The 14,712-nt window shown below is 65.5% G+C and carries 19 protein-coding genes; 7 read left to right on the forward strand and 12 right to left on the reverse strand.

Features of this window, described 5'->3' with window-relative positions:
- The first annotated feature begins 56 nt into the window (after positions 1-56).
- Genes AAFG50_RS28100 through AAFG50_RS28110 form a run of 3 tightly spaced genes read left to right on the forward strand, consistent with a single transcriptional unit; the run spans position 57 to position 1,273 of the window.
- A complete protein-coding gene (locus AAFG50_RS28100; RefSeq protein WP_011088398.1) occupies positions 57-392 on the forward strand; it encodes a metalloregulator ArsR/SmtB family transcription factor in 336 nt (111 codons plus the stop codon).
- A complete protein-coding gene (locus tag AAFG50_RS28105) occupies positions 389-847 on the forward strand; it encodes an SRPBCC domain-containing protein (protein WP_028173416.1) in 459 nt (152 codons plus the stop codon). The genes AAFG50_RS28100 and AAFG50_RS28105 overlap by 4 nt, the downstream gene beginning before the upstream one ends.
- 12 nt (positions 848-859) lie before the next feature.
- Positions 860-1,273 (forward strand): GFA family protein, encoded by a 414-nt coding sequence (locus AAFG50_RS28110; protein ID WP_028173415.1) that lies wholly within the window; start codon positions 860-862, stop codon positions 1,271-1,273.
- A 119-nt stretch (positions 1,274-1,392) separates the two neighbouring features.
- On the opposite strand, the gene adhP is transcribed toward AAFG50_RS28110, so the two are convergent.
- The 3 genes from adhP to AAFG50_RS28125 form a co-directional block, all read right to left on the reverse strand.
- Positions 1,393-2,418 (reverse strand): alcohol dehydrogenase AdhP, encoded by a 1,026-nt coding sequence (gene adhP / locus AAFG50_RS28115; RefSeq protein WP_028173414.1) that lies wholly within the window; start codon positions 2,416-2,418, stop codon positions 1,393-1,395.
- Between the two features lie 143 nt (positions 2,419-2,561).
- A complete protein-coding gene (locus AAFG50_RS28120) occupies positions 2,562-2,972 on the reverse strand; it encodes a DUF2000 family protein (protein WP_028173413.1) in 411 nt (136 codons plus the stop codon).
- Positions 2,973-3,093: 121 nt separating this feature from the next.
- Entirely contained in the window at positions 3,094-3,483 is a 390-nt protein-coding gene (locus AAFG50_RS28125; RefSeq protein WP_011088403.1) for a DUF4189 domain-containing protein, read from the reverse strand.
- Between the two features lie 186 nt (positions 3,484-3,669).
- On the opposite strand from AAFG50_RS28125, the gene AAFG50_RS28130 reads away from it, so the two are divergent.
- Entirely contained in the window at positions 3,670-4,161 is a 492-nt protein-coding gene (locus tag AAFG50_RS28130) for an avidin/streptavidin family protein (RefSeq protein WP_028173412.1), read from the forward strand.
- A 161-nt stretch (positions 4,162-4,322) separates the two neighbouring features.
- On the opposite strand, the gene AAFG50_RS28135 is transcribed toward AAFG50_RS28130, so the two are convergent.
- The 8 genes from AAFG50_RS28135 to AAFG50_RS28170 form a co-directional block, all read right to left on the reverse strand.
- Positions 4,323-5,927, reverse strand: a complete 1,605-nt coding sequence (locus AAFG50_RS28135; RefSeq protein WP_039185526.1) for a molybdopterin-binding/glycosyltransferase family 2 protein — start codon at positions 5,925-5,927, stop codon at positions 4,323-4,325.
- A complete protein-coding gene (locus AAFG50_RS28140) occupies positions 5,924-6,625 on the reverse strand; it encodes an XdhC family protein (protein ID WP_028173410.1) in 702 nt (233 codons plus the stop codon). The genes AAFG50_RS28135 and AAFG50_RS28140 overlap by 4 nt, the downstream gene beginning before the upstream one ends.
- 2 nt (positions 6,626-6,627) lie before the next feature.
- The gene (locus AAFG50_RS28145) at positions 6,628-6,951 is read right to left on the reverse strand and encodes an XdhC family protein (protein WP_011088407.1); all 324 of its coding nucleotides are present in this window, start codon (positions 6,949-6,951) and stop codon (positions 6,628-6,630) included.
- Positions 6,952-6,962: 11 nt separating this feature from the next.
- Positions 6,963-8,165, reverse strand: coding sequence for a VWA domain-containing protein (locus tag AAFG50_RS28150; RefSeq protein WP_028173409.1), 1,203 nt, complete (start codon positions 8,163-8,165; stop codon positions 6,963-6,965).
- Positions 8,166-8,309: 144 nt separating this feature from the next.
- Positions 8,310-9,218, reverse strand: coding sequence for a MoxR family ATPase (locus tag AAFG50_RS28155; protein WP_011088409.1), 909 nt, complete (start codon positions 9,216-9,218; stop codon positions 8,310-8,312).
- A gap of 62 nt (positions 9,219-9,280) precedes the next feature.
- Positions 9,281-10,087, reverse strand: coding sequence for a xanthine dehydrogenase family protein subunit M (locus AAFG50_RS28160; protein ID WP_028173408.1), 807 nt, complete (start codon positions 10,085-10,087; stop codon positions 9,281-9,283).
- A gap of 36 nt (positions 10,088-10,123) precedes the next feature.
- Complete coding sequence (locus AAFG50_RS28165) at positions 10,124-10,609, reverse strand: (2Fe-2S)-binding protein (protein WP_028173407.1); 486 nt, start codon at positions 10,607-10,609, stop codon at positions 10,124-10,126.
- 135 nt (positions 10,610-10,744) lie between these two features.
- Positions 10,745-11,191 carry a carbon monoxide dehydrogenase subunit G gene (locus AAFG50_RS28170; protein ID WP_011088412.1) on the reverse strand — a complete coding sequence of 149 codons (447 nt, stop codon included), beginning with the start codon at positions 11,189-11,191 and terminating at the stop codon, positions 10,745-10,747.
- Positions 11,192-11,363: 172 nt separating this feature from the next.
- Between AAFG50_RS28170 and AAFG50_RS28175 the strand changes: the two genes are divergently transcribed.
- The 3 genes from AAFG50_RS28175 to AAFG50_RS28185 all read left to right on the forward strand — a co-directional run bounded on the left by AAFG50_RS28175 (position 11,364) and on the right by AAFG50_RS28185 (position 14,095).
- Complete coding sequence (locus AAFG50_RS28175) at positions 11,364-12,719, forward strand: 3-carboxy-cis,cis-muconate cycloisomerase (RefSeq protein ID WP_028173406.1); 1,356 nt, start codon at positions 11,364-11,366, stop codon at positions 12,717-12,719.
- 72 nt (positions 12,720-12,791) lie between these two features.
- Positions 12,792-13,574 carry a 3-oxoadipate enol-lactonase gene (gene pcaD / locus AAFG50_RS28180; RefSeq protein ID WP_028173405.1) on the forward strand — a complete coding sequence of 261 codons (783 nt, stop codon included), beginning with the start codon at positions 12,792-12,794 and terminating at the stop codon, positions 13,572-13,574.
- A gap of 128 nt (positions 13,575-13,702) precedes the next feature.
- The gene (locus AAFG50_RS28185; protein WP_011088415.1) at positions 13,703-14,095 is read left to right on the forward strand and encodes a carboxymuconolactone decarboxylase family protein; all 393 of its coding nucleotides are present in this window, start codon (positions 13,703-13,705) and stop codon (positions 14,093-14,095) included.
- Here the strand turns inward: AAFG50_RS28185 and AAFG50_RS28190 are convergent.
- Entirely contained in the window at positions 14,057-14,581 is a 525-nt protein-coding gene (locus AAFG50_RS28190) for a hypothetical protein (RefSeq protein WP_028173404.1), read from the reverse strand. The two genes, AAFG50_RS28185 and AAFG50_RS28190, sit on opposite strands and share 39 nt — an antisense overlap.
- Positions 14,582-14,712: the final 131 nt, after the last annotated feature.

A 14,712-nucleotide genomic window follows, 5' to 3' on the forward strand; every position in this document is an offset into this window, starting at 1 on the left:
CGCGGCCGAATTAAATTAGCATTGACTAATGAATTAGCTCTCACTAATTTATCGCCATGATCGAAGCCGCCCCAAACCCCGTCACCACCGTGATGCGCGCCCTCGCCGATCCGACCCGCCGCGCCGTGTTCGAACGCGTCTTCGAGAGCAAGGAGATCAGCGTCGCCGAGCTGACGCGCGGCAGTGGCGTGACGCAAGGCGCGATCTCGCAACACCTGAAGTCGCTGAAGCAGGCCGGCCTCGTGGCCGAGCGCGCGGAGGGCCGCAACGTCTACTACCGCGCCGCGCCGCAAGGACTCGAGCCGCTGGTGACCTGGATGGATCATTACGGCGTCTTCTGGCGCGAGCGCTTCCAGAACCTGCGTGACCTCTTGAAGGAGATCGATCCGTGAGTGCTGCCGAGTTGAAAGCCGAGACCAAAGACATCGTCATCGACGAGGTGTTCCCTCACGTGCCGGAGACGATCTGGAAGGCGTTGACCAGCGCCCAGCTGATCGCGCGCTGGCTGATGCCGCCGACCGGTTTTGAAGCCGTCGAAGGCAAGGCCTTCACGTTCCAGACCACTCCGGGCGGCAACTGGGACGGCGTCATCCATTGCCGGGTTCTGGAGGTCGTGCCGAACCGGCGCCTCGTCTACGCCTGGAAGGGCGGCGATGAGCGCAACACCGGCTACGGCGCGCCGCTCGACACTGTCGTGACGTGGTCCCTCACCCCGGTCGAAGCCGGCACGCGGATCCGCCTGGTTCATGCCGGCTTCGTCCTGCCCAGAAACGAGTCGGCCTACACGGTGATGAGTGGCGGCTGGAAGAAGGTCGTCCGCCAGCTTGACGAGATCAGTGGCGAGTAAGGAGTTATCGCGATGGACAAGCCCTATACAGGCGGCTGCGCCTGCGGCACGATCCGTTATTCGATTGTCGGTGAGCCCATATTCAGCAATCACTGCCAGTGCCGGGACTGCCAGCGGGAAAGCGGAAGCGGCCACGGCTCCTACGCGACCTTCGCGCGCGCCGGCGTCACCGTAACCGGCGAGGCGAAGCACTGGGACATCGTCGGCGACAGCGGCAACGTGAAGACGCGCGGCTTCTGCGCCCGGTGCGGCTTGCCGGTTTACCTGACCTTTGCGGCAATGCCCGACATCTTCACCATCCGCGCCGCAAGCCTCGACGAGCCCGCCCGCTACAAGCCGCAGGTGGTGACTTACGCCGCGCGCGGCCATCAATGGGATCGTCTCGATCCGGACTTGCCGAAATTCGAAGGCATGCCGCCGGGGTAGGCAGCGAGAGAGCGACGTCCCTTTGATACGAAAAGCATCGCCGCAAACTCGGTGCACCTCTCCCGCTTGCGGGGGAGGGAGCGCACCTCCTTCGCGGCAACGGCTCGTTTCACAACGCACTAGCCAAAATCCAGCACCATGCGGCCTTCGATCTTGCCGGCCTTCATCCGGTCGAAGACGTCGTTGATCTCAGCGAGCGGCACCTTCGTCACTTCGGCCTTGACCTTGCCATCGGCGGCGAATGCGATGGCTTCGTCGAGATCGCGGCGGGTGCCGACGATGGAGCCGCGCACGGTGATGCGTTTGAGCACGACGTCGAAGATCGGCGTCGGGAATTCGCCCGGCGGCAGACCGACGAGGCTGACGGTGCCCTTCCGGCGCACCATCTTCAGCGCCTGGGCGAACGCGGCGATCGAGACCGCCGTCACCAGCACGCCGTGCGCCCCTCCCCCGGTTACCGCCAGGACCTTGTCCACGGCATCGGCCGCGAGCGCGTTGACGGCGAGGTCGGCGCCGGTCTCGCGCGCGAGCTCGAGCTTGTCGTCGGCGATATCGACGGCCGCGACCTTGAGGCCCATCGCCTTGGCATACTGGATCGCGACATGGCCGAGCCCGCCGACGCCCGAGATCACGACCCACTCGCCGGGCTTTGCCTCCGTCTCCTTCAAGCCCTTGTAGGTGGTGACGCCCGCGCACAGGATCGGCGCGATGCCCGCAAAATCGATCGTCGCCGGCAGTTTGGCGGCGAAGGCAGCCGAGGCGATGACATATTCGGCAAAGCCCCCGTTCACGCTGTAGCCGGTGTTGTGCTGGTGCTCGCACAGCGTCTCCCAGCCGGTCTCGCAATATTCACAGGACATGCAGGCATCGTGCAGCCAGGCGACGCCGACGGCATCGCCCACCTTCAGATTTTTCACGCCGGATCCGAGCGCGGCGACGATGCCGGCAACCTCATGGCCCGGGATGAAAGGCGGAACCGGCTTCACCGGCCAGTCGCCGGAGGCTGCGTGCAAATCGGTATGGCAGACGCCGCACGCCTTGACCTTGACCAGAACCTCGCCGGGTCCGGGCTGCGGCACCGGCACGTCCTCGATCACGAGCGGCTTGCCGAATTGTCTGACGATTGCGGCTTTCATGGTCGGCATCTGTCTGCTCCGTTTGAATGACGGAGGCAAACTAGCGGCACCGGGCGGCGCCCCCTTGATTGGAGTCAAACCGCACAAAGTTTACGCAAGACTCGCGCGATCGTGACATCACGATGACGACGCGGCGCAACGTGCGGATCGCGTCAGCTATGGAACTTCAGCCCGTCGACGATCTTGTCGATCACCTTGCGCTCGGCGCGCATTGCGATCCCGACGAGATTGAGGTCCGCGCGTGCCACCGCCTTTACCGCTTCGCGATTGGCGGCATCGTGCGTGGTCTTGAACATGTCCTCGGTATAGACGGCCGGCACCACGTTTCCGGTGAGCGCACGGTCGAGCGCGCGCGACAGTGCCGGACCCTCGGCGCCGTAGATCAGGATCGGCTGGCCGATCAGCGCGTGATATGTCGTGCCCGAGGCGTCCTCATAGGGTTCACCGATGCATTCCGGAAAGGCGGCGGCGATGCCGCTGGTGAGGAAAGCCGCGACGTTGAGCTTCTGCCAGGCCTGGAGATCGCTGCGGATCACCACGGCGATCTTGGTATCGAACTGCATACATGTCTCCACAAATCGTCATTCCGGGATGCGCCGTCAGGCGCAGACCCGGAATCTGGAGATTATCGCACGAGATTCCGGGTTCGTCGCTGCGCGACGCCCCGGAATGACGGAGGAGAATTCAACCCTTCGCGTCGCAGGCCCAGGCGCGGATCACGCATTCCTTGCCGCCGTATTTGTAGCATTCGCGCGTGGCGGCGTTGAGCGAGGCGGAGATCTTCGGCTTGACGGCATAGCCATAGGCACCGCAAGGATTGGACAGATCGACGGACATCGCCGCGCAGGCGCGCTTCATCGTCACCGTCGTGCAGTCGCCCTTGCACTGCTTCTGCGCCGCGGCGCGGGCTTCGTGCTCGGCGCCGTAATCGAAAGCCTGGCCATAGGCACCGCACTTGCCGACCGCAAACGCGCCGGCGGCGCGTGCATCCGTGATGTGGCGAGCGCCCGCGACACAAACAGACAACGCAAAGAAAAACATCGCGCAACGGCGCGCGACGACATTCGAAGCCATGGAAAAAACCCCTCCCCCCAAGGCAGGTGGAAGGAACTCTAAGCGCGGGACCGTTTCCAGATGGTGAACGAGTGGTTGAAAAGCCTGACGGACGCACGAGCGACCTCATACATCTTTTAGTTGTATTTGTGAAGCGCATCATTTAAAGTAGTTGATGCTCCAAGCAGAGAGCCGGAGGAAACAACCATGCGTCACTTCAACGGAATGCTCTTGGCGATGATTGCGTCGGCGTCCCTGATCGGACCCCTGCCCGCATATGCGCAGTCGGTGAACTGGACCTGGACCAACCAGTATGGCTCGACCCTGGCCATCGCCAGCTTCAACTCGAACACGGGTGCTATCGCGGGGACCTATACCAACAACGCTGCAAACAGTTGTGACGAGGGCAAGCCGCAAGGTGTGACGGGTTGGCTGGCCTACGGCAACACGGGCACTGCGATCAGTTTCTCGGTGAACTTCCTCGGCTGCGGATCGACCACCGTCTGGACGGGGCAATTGAACAATGCGTCGGGATTCCAGGGATTGTGGTATCTGTCCCTCGCCGAAGCCGTGGCGTGGAACGGCATCAGCGCGGGCGCCGACACGTTCACGTTCAGCAGCGGCGACAAGGCCCTCCTGACCAAGAGCGGCGTCGAGCTGAAGGCCGGCAGCGAGAAGCTGTCGAACACCAAGAAGTAGGCGGACGAAAGCAATCCGGTATCGTAGGGTGGGTTAGCGCTGCGCGAAGCGCAGTCGCTCGGCGTAACCCAACATGCTTCAATGCATGCGGGGCGACGTTGGCGGGTTACGTCTGGCGGACTGCGCTTGCGCGCAGCCGCAAGGCTAACCCACCCTACACACTATCCCCGTCTTGCCGCTTCCAGCGCTTGCGGCGTGTCGATGTCGAGGAACGCGCCCTCGCCGTCGACGGGCACTTCCGCAACCGCCTCGGTGTGCTTGGCGATCAGGTGGCGCGCGCCGACGTCGCCATCGAGCGTCATCAGCTCCCGGAAGAAGCGGCGCGACCACAGCACGGGGTTGCCGCGGCGGCCCTCGCTGACGGGCACGACGATGAGATTGCCGCGGTCCGGTGCGAAGCTGTCGATGAGACGGTCGATCAGGCCGGCATCGATCAGCGGCATGTCGCCGAGGCAAACCACGGCGCCGTCGCAAGCTTCGGGCACGGCCGCGATGCCGGCCTTGACCGAGCTCGCGATGCCGCCGGCGAAATCCGGATTGCGGACGAATTTCACCTTCAAGCCTTGCAGCGCCTGCTCGACCAGTTCGGTCTGATGGCCGGTGACGACGATCACCTCGGATGCCTTGGAGGCCAGCGCCTGCTCGGTCGCGATCCGCACCAGCTTCTTGCCGTCGAGCTCGGCGAGCAGCTTGTTCGGCCCACCCATGCGGGTCGAGCGCCCTGCCGCGAGCACGATGGCGGCGACCTGGCTGTTGCCCTCGATCTCGGGCCTCGCGCGCGGCTGCGGACGCGTGACGATCTCCATCAGGAGCCCGCCGACGCCCATGCCCATCAGCTCGGCGCGGGTCACCTTGATGCCGGCGAGCAGACGCATCAGCACCCAGTCAAACCCGTTCTCGACCGGCGAGCGCGCGCAGCCCGGCGCGCCCAGCACCGGCACGCCCTCGGCGCGGGCGATCAGCAGCAGATTGCCGGGATCGACCGGCATGCCGAAATGCTCGATCTCGCCGCCGATCCCGGTGACGGCCGCCGGGATCACGTCGCGGCGATCCGCGATCGCGGACGCCCCGAACACGATGACGAGTTCCGCGCCAAGCGCGAGCAGCTCCTTGATCGCGGCCGACAGCGCGTGTTCGTCGTGCTGGACCCGCCGCTCCGCGATGATGCCGGCGCCGGCCGGCGCCAGCCGCTCGGCGGTGACGCGCAGCGTCTTGTCGATCACCTTGGAGGACAGGCCCGGCAGCAGCGTCGAGACCACGCCGACGCGCTTGATCACGTAGGGCGCGATCTTCAGGACGTCCCGGCCGGCCGCCTTCACCGCGGCGTCGCGCAAAGCGCCCTCGACGCCGAACGGGATGATCTTGACCGTGCCGACCATCTCGCCCTCGACCACCGGCTTGTAGGCGGTGAGCGTCGCAAAGGTGATGGCCTCGTCGATATTGTTGATGCGATCGACCGCGGCGCGGTCGATCACCAGCACGCCCGGGCATGCCGCGAACAGATTGGCGCGGCCGGTGAAGGCGCGCTCGACATGGATGCCCTCGCCGCCGACCGCAAGCGCGATACTGGCGGCGGCGATATCCTCGGAGACGTCGCCCTCCTCCATCCGCACCACGACGACGTCCTTGATGCCGGCGCGCTCCAGCGCCTCGACCTCGGCGGGCCCGATCGTCGTGCCCTTCTTCAGCACCAGCGGTCCCTGGCGCAGGGTGTGGACGGTCACCCCGCCGATCGCATCCTTGGGGCTCGCCGGGCCGAATTTCATGCCGCTTCTTCTTTTTCTTTGGGTGGCAGCCGAAGCACCGCCGTGATCTCGGCCATGATCGACACCGCGATCTCCGACGGCGAGACGGCGCCGATCGCAAGGCCAATGGGCGCGTGGATGCGCGCGATGTCGCTGTCCTTGGCGCCCTGCGCCCGCAGCCGGTCGCCGCGCTTGGCATGGGTCTTCCGCGAGCCCAGCGCGCCGATATAGAAGCAGCCGCGCTCGAAGGCGTGCAGCAGCGCAGGATCGTCGATCTTGGGATCGTGCGTCACCGCGACGAAAGCCGTGTAGGCATCCACGTTGAGCGGCGGCAGCGCGGTGTCGGGCCATTCGGCCACCAGCGGAATGTCTGGGAAGCGCTCTGCGCTCGCAAAGGCTGTGCGCGGATCGACGACCGTGACGTCGTAACCGAGCGAGCGCGCCAGCGGCGCCAGCGCCTGACTGATATGGACCGCGCCGACGATGACGAGCTTTGCGGTCGGCGCGTAGACGTTGAGGAACAGCTTTTTGCCGCCGACCTCGACATTGGCGCTCTTGCCCATGCGAAGCTGTTTTTCGAGCTCGACGCGCAGCGGGTCTTTCGCAAAATCCTGCGCCTTGACCAGGCGCTGCTCGCCGCTCTCGGTGTCCGTCACCAAGATCGCCGGGCGGCGCGCGGCGCGCTCGGCATTGAGTTCGTGCAAAATCGCGAGCTTCACGGCTAGCCGACCTTCTCGACGAAGACACGGATGGTGCCGCCGCAGGACAGCCCGACATTCCAGGCGGTCTCGTCGGCGACGCCGAACTCCAGCATCTTGGGCTTGCCGCTCTCGATCACGTCCATGGCCTCGGTGACCACGGCGCCCTCGACGCAGCCGCCGGAGACCGAGCCTAAGAACGTGCCCTCGTCGTTGATGACGAGGCTCGAGCCCGCCGGGCGCGGCGCCGAGCCCCAGGTCTCGACGACGGTGGCGAGCGCGACGCCACGGCCGGCCTTCTGCCAGTCCTCCGCCGCCCTCAGAATGTCCTCGTCGCGATCGAGCATGGGGTAACCTCTCAAGCTGCGGAGCGGATCAGGCTGCGGTGATGCGGCGGCAGCGGCCGGGAGAGCGTCGTGATCAGCTCCTGGATCGAACTCAAATTATGTACCGGGCGGAATTCGTCAACGTGCGGAAGCATCATTTTGATGCCCTGCGCCTTGGCCTCGAAGCCGCCGAAGCGCAACAGCGGGTTGAGCCAGATCAGCCGCCGGCAGGAGCGGTGCAGCCGGTCCATCTCGAAGGCGAGCCTGGAATCGGCCTCCCGCTCCAGCCCGTCGGAGATCAGGAGCACGATGGCGCCCTGGCTCAGGACCCGGCGCGCCCACAATTTGTTGAAGTTGTGCAGCGAGGCCGAGATCCGCGTACCGCCGGCCCAATCCTCGACCGAGGCCGAGCAGCTCGCCAGCGCCTCGTCGGGATCGCGCTGGCGCAGCGCGCGGGTGACGTTGGTGAGGCGGGTGCCGAACAGGAACACCGAGACGCGCTTGCGCGCATCGCCGATGGCATGGAGGAAATGCAGGAACAGGCGCGTGTACTCGTTCATCGAACCCGAGATGTCGAGCAGCGCGACGATCGGCGCCGGTTTCTCGATCCGCCCCAGGCGATGAATGTCGATGATGTCGCCGCCGGTGCGCAATGACGCACGCAGCGTGCGGCGCAGATCGAGGCGCAGGCCACGGGAATCGGGCCGGTGCCGGCGCGTCAGGAGCTCGGCCTGCGGCAGCCGCATCCGCTCGACGGCGCGCAGGGCCTCGCTGATCTCCGCCGCGCTCATCTGGGCAAAATCCTTCTTCTGAAGGATTTCCTTGTCGGAGACCGACAGGCGCAGATCCTGCTCCTGGTGCTGCGGCGTCTCCGTCATGCGCGGCTGCGACATCGCTTCCTGCACGCGGCGCGCACCCGCCTGCGGCTTCTTCTTGGCCTGCTCCGGCAGCGGCACCGAATCCAGCATGTGCTTCCACTCCTCCGAGGCGCGGAAGAACAGGTTGAAGGCCTGCTTGAAGATCAGCGCATGCTCGTGGCGCTTGACGAAGATCGCCTCCAGCGTGGCAAAGACATCGGCGCGGTTGCCGATGTCGATCACCTGGAGCGCGCTCATGGCATCGATCACTGCGCCCGGCCCGACCGGCATGCCCGCCGCGCGCAACGCGCGGGCGAAGCCGACGATGTTGTCGGCGAACTGCTCGGTCTGCTCGGGCGCTAGGTGGTTGATGGCCATGGGTCGTATCCATCCCCTCGTCATTCCGGGGCGCGCCTCTTTGGCGCGAGCCCGGAATCCAGTCATCCACGAACTCTGCGGCCCGATGGATTCCGGGTTCGCGCTACGCGCGCCCCGGAATGACGGGCGCAATTTGACGCGAGATCAATCCTCGCTCGTCGCTTCCTTCAGCACCTTCTGCAGGGTGTCGCCCTGCATCCGGGTGATGTCGTCCTGATACTTGAGCAGCGCGCCCAGCGTGTCGCCGACCACCTGCGGGGTCAGCGAGCGGGCGTCGAGCTCGGACAGCGCGGTGGCCCAGTCGATGGTCTCGGCGACGCCCGGCGACTTGTAGAAGTCCTGGTTGCGCAGCGCCTGAACGAAGCGCACCACCTGCTGCGACAGCTTTGTGGAGATGCCGGGCACGCGCGTCTTGACGATCGCGAGCTCGCGCTCGGCGGCGGGATAATCCACCCAGTGATAGAGGCAGCGCCGCTTCAGCGCGTCGTGGATCTCGCGGGTGCGGTTGGAGGTGATGATGACGATCGGCGGATACGGCGCCTTCACGGTGCCGAATTCGGGAATGGTCACCTGGAAGTCACTGAGGATTTCCAGGAGATAGGCTTCGAACGCCTCGTCGGCGCGGTCGAGCTCGTCGATCAGGAGCACCGGCGGACCCGCGACGTCAGGCTCCAGCGCCTGGAGCAGCGGTCGCTTGATCATGTAGCGATCGGCGAAGATGTCGCTCGACAGTTGATCGCGATCGGTGTCGCCGGCGGCTTCCGCCATCCGGATCGCGATCATCTGCGCGGCGCTGTTCCACTCGTACACGGCCGAGGAGACGTCGAGGCCTTCGTAGCACTGCAGGCGGATCAGCTTCCGCCCCAGCGCCGCCGACAGCACTTTTGCGATCTCGGTCTTGCCGACGCCGGCCTCGCCTTCGAGAAACAGCGGCCGGCCCATGCGCAGCGACAGATACGTCACCGTCGCCAGCGACCGCTCGGCGAGATAGCCGCGCGACGTCAGGAGTTCGAGCATCGCATCAACCGATGCCGGCAGGGCGGCTGAAGTCATGAAAGGCCAGTCTTGGTTACGCCCTCACCGGGGCAAGTCGTTGGGCCAGTTGGTGAGGCCCATCATTCCTTGGCATTGGCGGCGTCGACGGCCCGCCGCGTCAGCACCCCGATGAGGTGCGCGCGGTATTCGGCACTGCCGTGGATGTCGCTGTTGAGACCCTCGGCCGGCACCTCGATGCCATCAAGGGCTTTCGCCGAGAAGCGCTTCTTCAGGGCTTCCTCGAACGCGGTGACGCGGAACACGCCCTCGGAGCCGGCGCCGGTGACGGCAACACGGACATCCGACGGACGCCGCGCCACGAACACGCCGACCAGCGCGTAACGCGAGGCCTGGTTGCGGAATTTGATGTAGGCGGCCTTCTTCGGCAGCGGGAACATCACCTTGGTGATGATCTCGTCGGCCTCGAGCGCCGTCGTGAACAGGCCCTGGAAATACTCCTCGGCCTTGAGGCGGCGCTTGTTGGTGACGATGGTCGCCCCGAGCGCAAGCACCGCGGCCGGATAGTCCGCGGTCGGATCGTTGTTGGCGAGCGAGCCGCCGATCGTGCCCTTGTGGCGCACGGCGGGATCGCCGATTCCGCCGGCAAGGCTCGCGAGCGCCGGGATCGCTTCGCCGACGACGGCGGAGGTCGCGACCTCGGCGTGCTTGGCGGTGGCGCCGATCACCAGCGAGCGACCCTTCATCTCGATCGCGTTGAGCCCCTCGATGTGGGAGAGGTCGACCAGATGCGGAGGGCTCGCGAGGCGCTGCTTCATGACCGGAATCAGCGTGTGGCCGCCGGCGATCACCTTGGCGTCTTCGTTCTTCACCAGGAGGTTGGCGGCCTGCCGAACGGTCCCGGGGCGATGATATTTGAATTCGTACATCTGAATGTCCTGATCGCGGGATGCGCGCGTGTCGATTTAGGCGAGGTCGGATTTCGCCATCGCCTTGGCGCCGGCGGAGATCGAGGCGACGATGTTCTGGTAGCCGGTGCAGCGGCAGAGATTGCCTTCCAGCTCCTCGCGGATGGTGTGGTCGTCGACCTCGTGCCCCTTGCGATTGACGATGTCGATCGCGGTCATGATCATGCCGGGCGTGCAGAAGCCGCACTGCAGGCCATGGTGCTCGCGGAAGGCTTCCTGCATCGGATGCAGCGGCGCGCCGTCGGCAGCCAGCCCCTCGATCGTCTTGACCTCGTGGCCGTCAGCCATCACGGCAAGCGTGGTGCAGGACTTCACGGCCTTGCCGTCGAGATGCACGACGCAGGCGCCGCACTGCGAGGTGTCGCAGCCGACATGGGTGCCGGTCAGCCGTAGATTCTCGCGCAGGAACTGCACCAGAAGCGTGCGGGGATCGACGTTGGCCGTCACAGGATTGCCGTTCACGATGAGGGAGATTTTCGCCATAAGCACTCTCTATCAGCGCCCCGACGGGTCCCGTCGAAGCGGTTCTTATAATTATTCCAACCCATCATATGGGCCATTATGCCCCGGGGCAACATCACCCCGGACGCAAGGCGCCATGCCGAAAGGCGATAGCCTTCAGCCCTGTACCGCCTTGGCGAAGTTCGCGAAAAACTCGTCGGCCAGCTTCTTGGCGGCGCCGTTGATGAGGCGTTGTCCGAGCTGCGCCAACTTGCCGCCGATCTGCGCCTCGACGTCGTAGGAGAGCAGCGTGCCGCCGTCCTTCTCCGCCAGCTTGACCACGGCGCCGCCCTTGGCAAAGCCCGCCACCCCGCCCTCGCCTTCGCCGGAGATCTTGTAGCCGTTCGGCGGATCGAGATCGGAGAGCGTCACCTTGCCCTTGAAGCGCGCCGACACCGGGCCGACCTTCATTTTCGCTGTGGCGCGAAAGCCGCCGTCGTCGGTCTTCTCCAGCTCCTCGCAGCCGGGGATGCAGGCCTTCAGCACCTCGGGATCGTTGAGCTTGGCCCACACAGCCTCGCGCGGCGCCGCAAGCTGGACTTCGCCGTTCATCGTCATGGCCATGGGGTGCCTCCCGGGATCGTGCAATTATAATGCTGTTCAAGTAACGCACGTAGGCCGCAAAGGAAAGGGCGGCCTCCGGCCACGTGCAATGCATATTCGCAACTGCAAAAAATCTTGCGCGGTCGGTTTTGGATTGGCACAGGCGGGCCATGATGGTTAGGTCCCGCGCAACATGAGCACAGCCCTCTCCCCCCTGCTTGCGCCGATGCTGTCGAGCGCCGCCATGCGCGCCGTCTGCGACGACCGGTCAACGCTCCAGAACATGCTCGATTTTGAGGCAGCCTTGGCGCGCGCCGAAGCCGCCACCGGCGTGATTCCCGCGGCCGCCGTGGGCCCGATCGAAACCGCCTGCAAGGCGGATACCTTTGACATCGCCGCGCTGGCCGAGGCCGCGACACGGTCCGGCAATCTCGCGATTCCCCTGGTCAAGGCGCTGACCGCCAACGTCGCGAAGGCCGATGCGGAGGCCGCACGCTACGTGCATTGGGGCGCGACCAGCCAGGACGTCATCGACACCGCGACCATGCTCACGCTGCGCGCCGCCATCGACGCGCTGGATGCCGACCTCAGCCGCGCAATCAAGGGTTTTGCCGCACTGGCGCGCAATCATCGCAACACCGCAATGGTGGCGCGGACCTGGCTCCAGCACGCGCTGCCGATGCCGTTCGGGCTCAAGGCCGCCGAATATGCCGCGAGCCTTGCTCGCGCCCGCTGCCGCCTCAGGCGGCTCTCCCGCGACGGCCTCGCGCTGCAATTCGGCGGCGCGGCCGGCACGCTCGCGGCCCTCGGCGACAAGGGGCTCGCGGTCGCCGAACGATTGGCGCAGGAGCTCAACCTGCCGCTGCCGGAAGCACCCTGGCACACCCATCGCGACCGCATCGCGGAAGCCGCATCGGCCCTCGCGATTCTCGCCGGAAGCTGCGGCAAGATCGCGCGCGACGTCTCGCTGATGATGCAGACCGATGTCGCCGAGGCGTTCGAGCCGGCCGGCGAAGGCCGCGGCGGCTCCTCGACCATGCCGCACAAGCGCAACCCGGTCGCAGCCGCAAGCGCGCTGGGATGTGCCACCATGGCCCCGCAGCTCGCCGCGACGATTTTTGCGGCGCAGGTACAGGACCACGAGCGCAGCGCCGGCCCCTGGCATGCGGAATGGCCGACGCTGCCTCAACTGATGCTGGTCACTTCGGGCGCGCTCGCCGCCATCGTCGACATCGCCGAGGGCCTGGACGTCGATGCCGCGCGCATGCGCAGCAATCTCGATGCGACGCACGGGCTGATCATGGCCGAGGCGGTCACCTTTGCGCTGGCCGAGAGGATCGGCAAGAGCGATGCGCATCATCTCATCGAGGCCGCGAGCAAGCGCGCGGTCGCCGAGAAGAAGCATCTGCGCGAGGTTCTCGCGGCCGATTCGCAGATCACAGCGCATCTTTCGCCGGAAAAAATTGCGGCATTGTTCGAGCCGATGGCCTATCAAGGGGCTTCCCAAGCCATGATCGACCGGCTGCTCGACAGCCTCGAGCGAGATTGATTGTTTGAGCATGATCCCTTCGGAAAACCGTTCCACACTTTTCCGGATCATGCTCCAGAACGGAGACGCCGCATGCCCATGATCGATGCCGACGGTTGCCTGATCAACGTCTCCGTCGAAGGCCGCGACGGCGGGCCGACCTTGATGCTGTCCAATTCGCTCGGCTGCACGCTTCAGATGTGGGAGCCGCAGATGAAGGCGCTGACGCAGGTGTTCCGCGTCATCCGCTATGACCGCCGCGGCCACGGCAAGTCGAACGTTCCCCCCGGCCCTTACACGATGGAGCGCTTCGGCCGCGACGTGCTGGCGATCCTTGACGATCTCAACATCGAGAAGGTGCATTGGTGCGGCCTGTCGATGGGCGGCATGGTCGGACAATGGCTGGGCGCGAATGCGCCGGAGCGCTTCGGCAAGCTCATCCTCGCCAACACCTCCTGCTACTATGCCGAGCCGACCAAATGGCTGGAACGCATCGATGCCGTGAAGAAGGGCGGCATCGCGGCGGTGGCCGATGCCGTGATCGCGGGCTGGCTCACCCAGGATTTCCGCGAGCGCGAGCCTGACATCACCGCCCGGATGAAAGCGATGCTGCTCGCCTCACCCGTGGAGGGCTATCTCGCCTGCTGCGAGGCGCTGTCGACGCTCGACCAACGCGAGTTGCTGCCAAAGATCAAGAGCCCGACATTGGTGATCGCCGGCCGCCACGACATGGCGACGCCGATCTCGGCGGGCGAGCTGATCCGCTCGAAAATTCCCGGCGCCAACATGACCATCATCGACGCCGCCCATATTTCCAATGTCGAGCAGCCGCACGCGTTCACCGATGCGGTGGTGGGGTTCCTGACGCAACGCTGATTGCGCCTGTCGTCATTCCGGAGCGATGCAAAGCATCGCCCCCGGAATCTCGATCGGCATTCACAACCTCGAGATTCCGGGTTCGCCTCTTCGAGGCGCCCCGGAATGACTGATCCGGAGAAACAAACATGGACGACCAGAAGCGCCGCGATGCCGGCATGAACGTGCGCCGCAAGGTGCTGGGCAATGCCTGGGTCGACAAATCAGTCGCCAATCGCAATGCCTTCAACACGGATTTCCAGGATCTGATCACACGCTACGCCTGGGGCGAGATCTGGACGCGGCCGCATTTCGACGAGCGCACAAGGCGGGTGCTGGTCATCGGCACCATGGTCGCGCTCGGACAATGGGACGAATTCCGCCTGCATGTCCGCGCGGCGCTCGCCGAGGGCGGCTTCACGCCCGACGACATCAAGGAAATCCTGCTCCAGCAGGCGATCTATTGCGGCGTGCCGGCGGCGAACCACGCCGTCAAGGAGGCCTCAGCGATTGTGCAGGAGCTCGGCCTGCTCAAGACCTAGCGGCGCGGCGGCCTCGACGCTCTTGGGAGCCGCCACAGGGCGCTCGATCACCATCACGATCGCAGCCCCCAGCAGCAGCAAGAGCTCGGTCGCGTGCAGCCGGAGCGCGTCCATCTCGCCGACCTTCGAGGCCATGACCATGCTCGCAAACGAGATCACGCTGCCGATCGCCAGCGCAATGCCGAGCGCCTCGTCACTGCCGCCATTCCTGCGGACGCGGGGAATGCACAGCAGCGCGAGGTAGATCGCGAAGAACGCCACCACGGTCAACCGTCCCAGCGCCAGCAGCCAGGCCGCGCGCACCGTGTCCATCCCCGCCATCTGGAGATTGTCGCTGAGGAACAGCGCGACCGCGACGCTCGGCCGTTCGTAGAGGCCGTGCACCGGCGCCACCATGATGTTGAAGGCGACCAGCGTCCAGGCCGGGATGAAATAGGCCGCCAGCAGCGCGCCGTTGACCGAGTCGATCCGCCAATTCCTGAACATGCCGCTTCCCGCTTCGCCTGCCACGCGCCTTCGATGGGAAGGCTTTGCCGAGAGCTAACTCGCATCAGTCCGTGGCGGCAATTTAAACCCTTTGTTTACCTTAACGGGGCACCCGCACACGTCGTCATTCC

The sequence above is a fragment of the Bradyrhizobium sp. B039 genome (assembly GCF_038965675.1).
GTDB lineage: Bacteria > Pseudomonadota > Alphaproteobacteria > Rhizobiales > Xanthobacteraceae > Bradyrhizobium > Bradyrhizobium diazoefficiens.

Bases quoted from the DNA above. Each gene is read 5' to 3' on its own strand.
- AAFG50_RS28170 (WP_011088412.1), bottom strand. From the start codon at position 11,191: ATGGCCATGACGATGAACGGCGAAGTCCAGCTTGCGGCGCCGCGCGAG.
- AAFG50_RS28100 (WP_011088398.1), top strand. From the start codon at position 57: ATGATCGAAGCCGCCCCAAACCCCGTCACCACCGTGATGCGCGCCCTC.
- pcaD (WP_028173405.1), top strand. From the start codon at position 12,792: ATGCCCATGATCGATGCCGACGGTTGCCTGATCAACGTCTCCGTCGAA.
- AAFG50_RS28125 (WP_011088403.1), bottom strand. From the start codon at position 3,483: ATGGCTTCGAATGTCGTCGCGCGCCGTTGCGCGATGTTTTTCTTTGCG.
- AAFG50_RS28110 (WP_028173415.1), top strand. From the start codon at position 860: ATGGACAAGCCCTATACAGGCGGCTGCGCCTGCGGCACGATCCGTTAT.
- AAFG50_RS28130 (WP_028173412.1), top strand. From the start codon at position 3,670: ATGCGTCACTTCAACGGAATGCTCTTGGCGATGATTGCGTCGGCGTCC.
- AAFG50_RS28190 (WP_028173404.1), bottom strand. From the start codon at position 14,581: ATGTTCAGGAATTGGCGGATCGACTCGGTCAACGGCGCGCTGCTGGCG.
- AAFG50_RS28155 (WP_011088409.1), bottom strand. From the start codon at position 9,218: ATGACTTCAGCCGCCCTGCCGGCATCGGTTGATGCGATGCTCGAACTC.
- AAFG50_RS28175 (WP_028173406.1), top strand. From the start codon at position 11,364: ATGAGCACAGCCCTCTCCCCCCTGCTTGCGCCGATGCTGTCGAGCGCC.
- AAFG50_RS28160 (WP_028173408.1), bottom strand. From the start codon at position 10,087: ATGTACGAATTCAAATATCATCGCCCCGGGACCGTTCGGCAGGCCGCC.
- AAFG50_RS28165 (WP_028173407.1), bottom strand. From the start codon at position 10,609: ATGGCGAAAATCTCCCTCATCGTGAACGGCAATCCTGTGACGGCCAAC.
- AAFG50_RS28145 (WP_011088407.1), bottom strand. From the start codon at position 6,951: ATGCTCGATCGCGACGAGGACATTCTGAGGGCGGCGGAGGACTGGCAG.
- AAFG50_RS28120 (WP_028173413.1), bottom strand. From the start codon at position 2,972: ATGCAGTTCGATACCAAGATCGCCGTGGTGATCCGCAGCGATCTCCAG.
- adhP (WP_028173414.1), bottom strand. From the start codon at position 2,418: ATGCCGACCATGAAAGCCGCAATCGTCAGACAATTCGGCAAGCCGCTC.
- AAFG50_RS28135 (WP_039185526.1), bottom strand. From the start codon at position 5,927: ATGAAATTCGGCCCGGCGAGCCCCAAGGATGCGATCGGCGGGGTGACC.
- AAFG50_RS28185 (WP_011088415.1), top strand. From the start codon at position 13,703: ATGGACGACCAGAAGCGCCGCGATGCCGGCATGAACGTGCGCCGCAAG.
- AAFG50_RS28150 (WP_028173409.1), bottom strand. From the start codon at position 8,165: ATGGCCATCAACCACCTAGCGCCCGAGCAGACCGAGCAGTTCGCCGAC.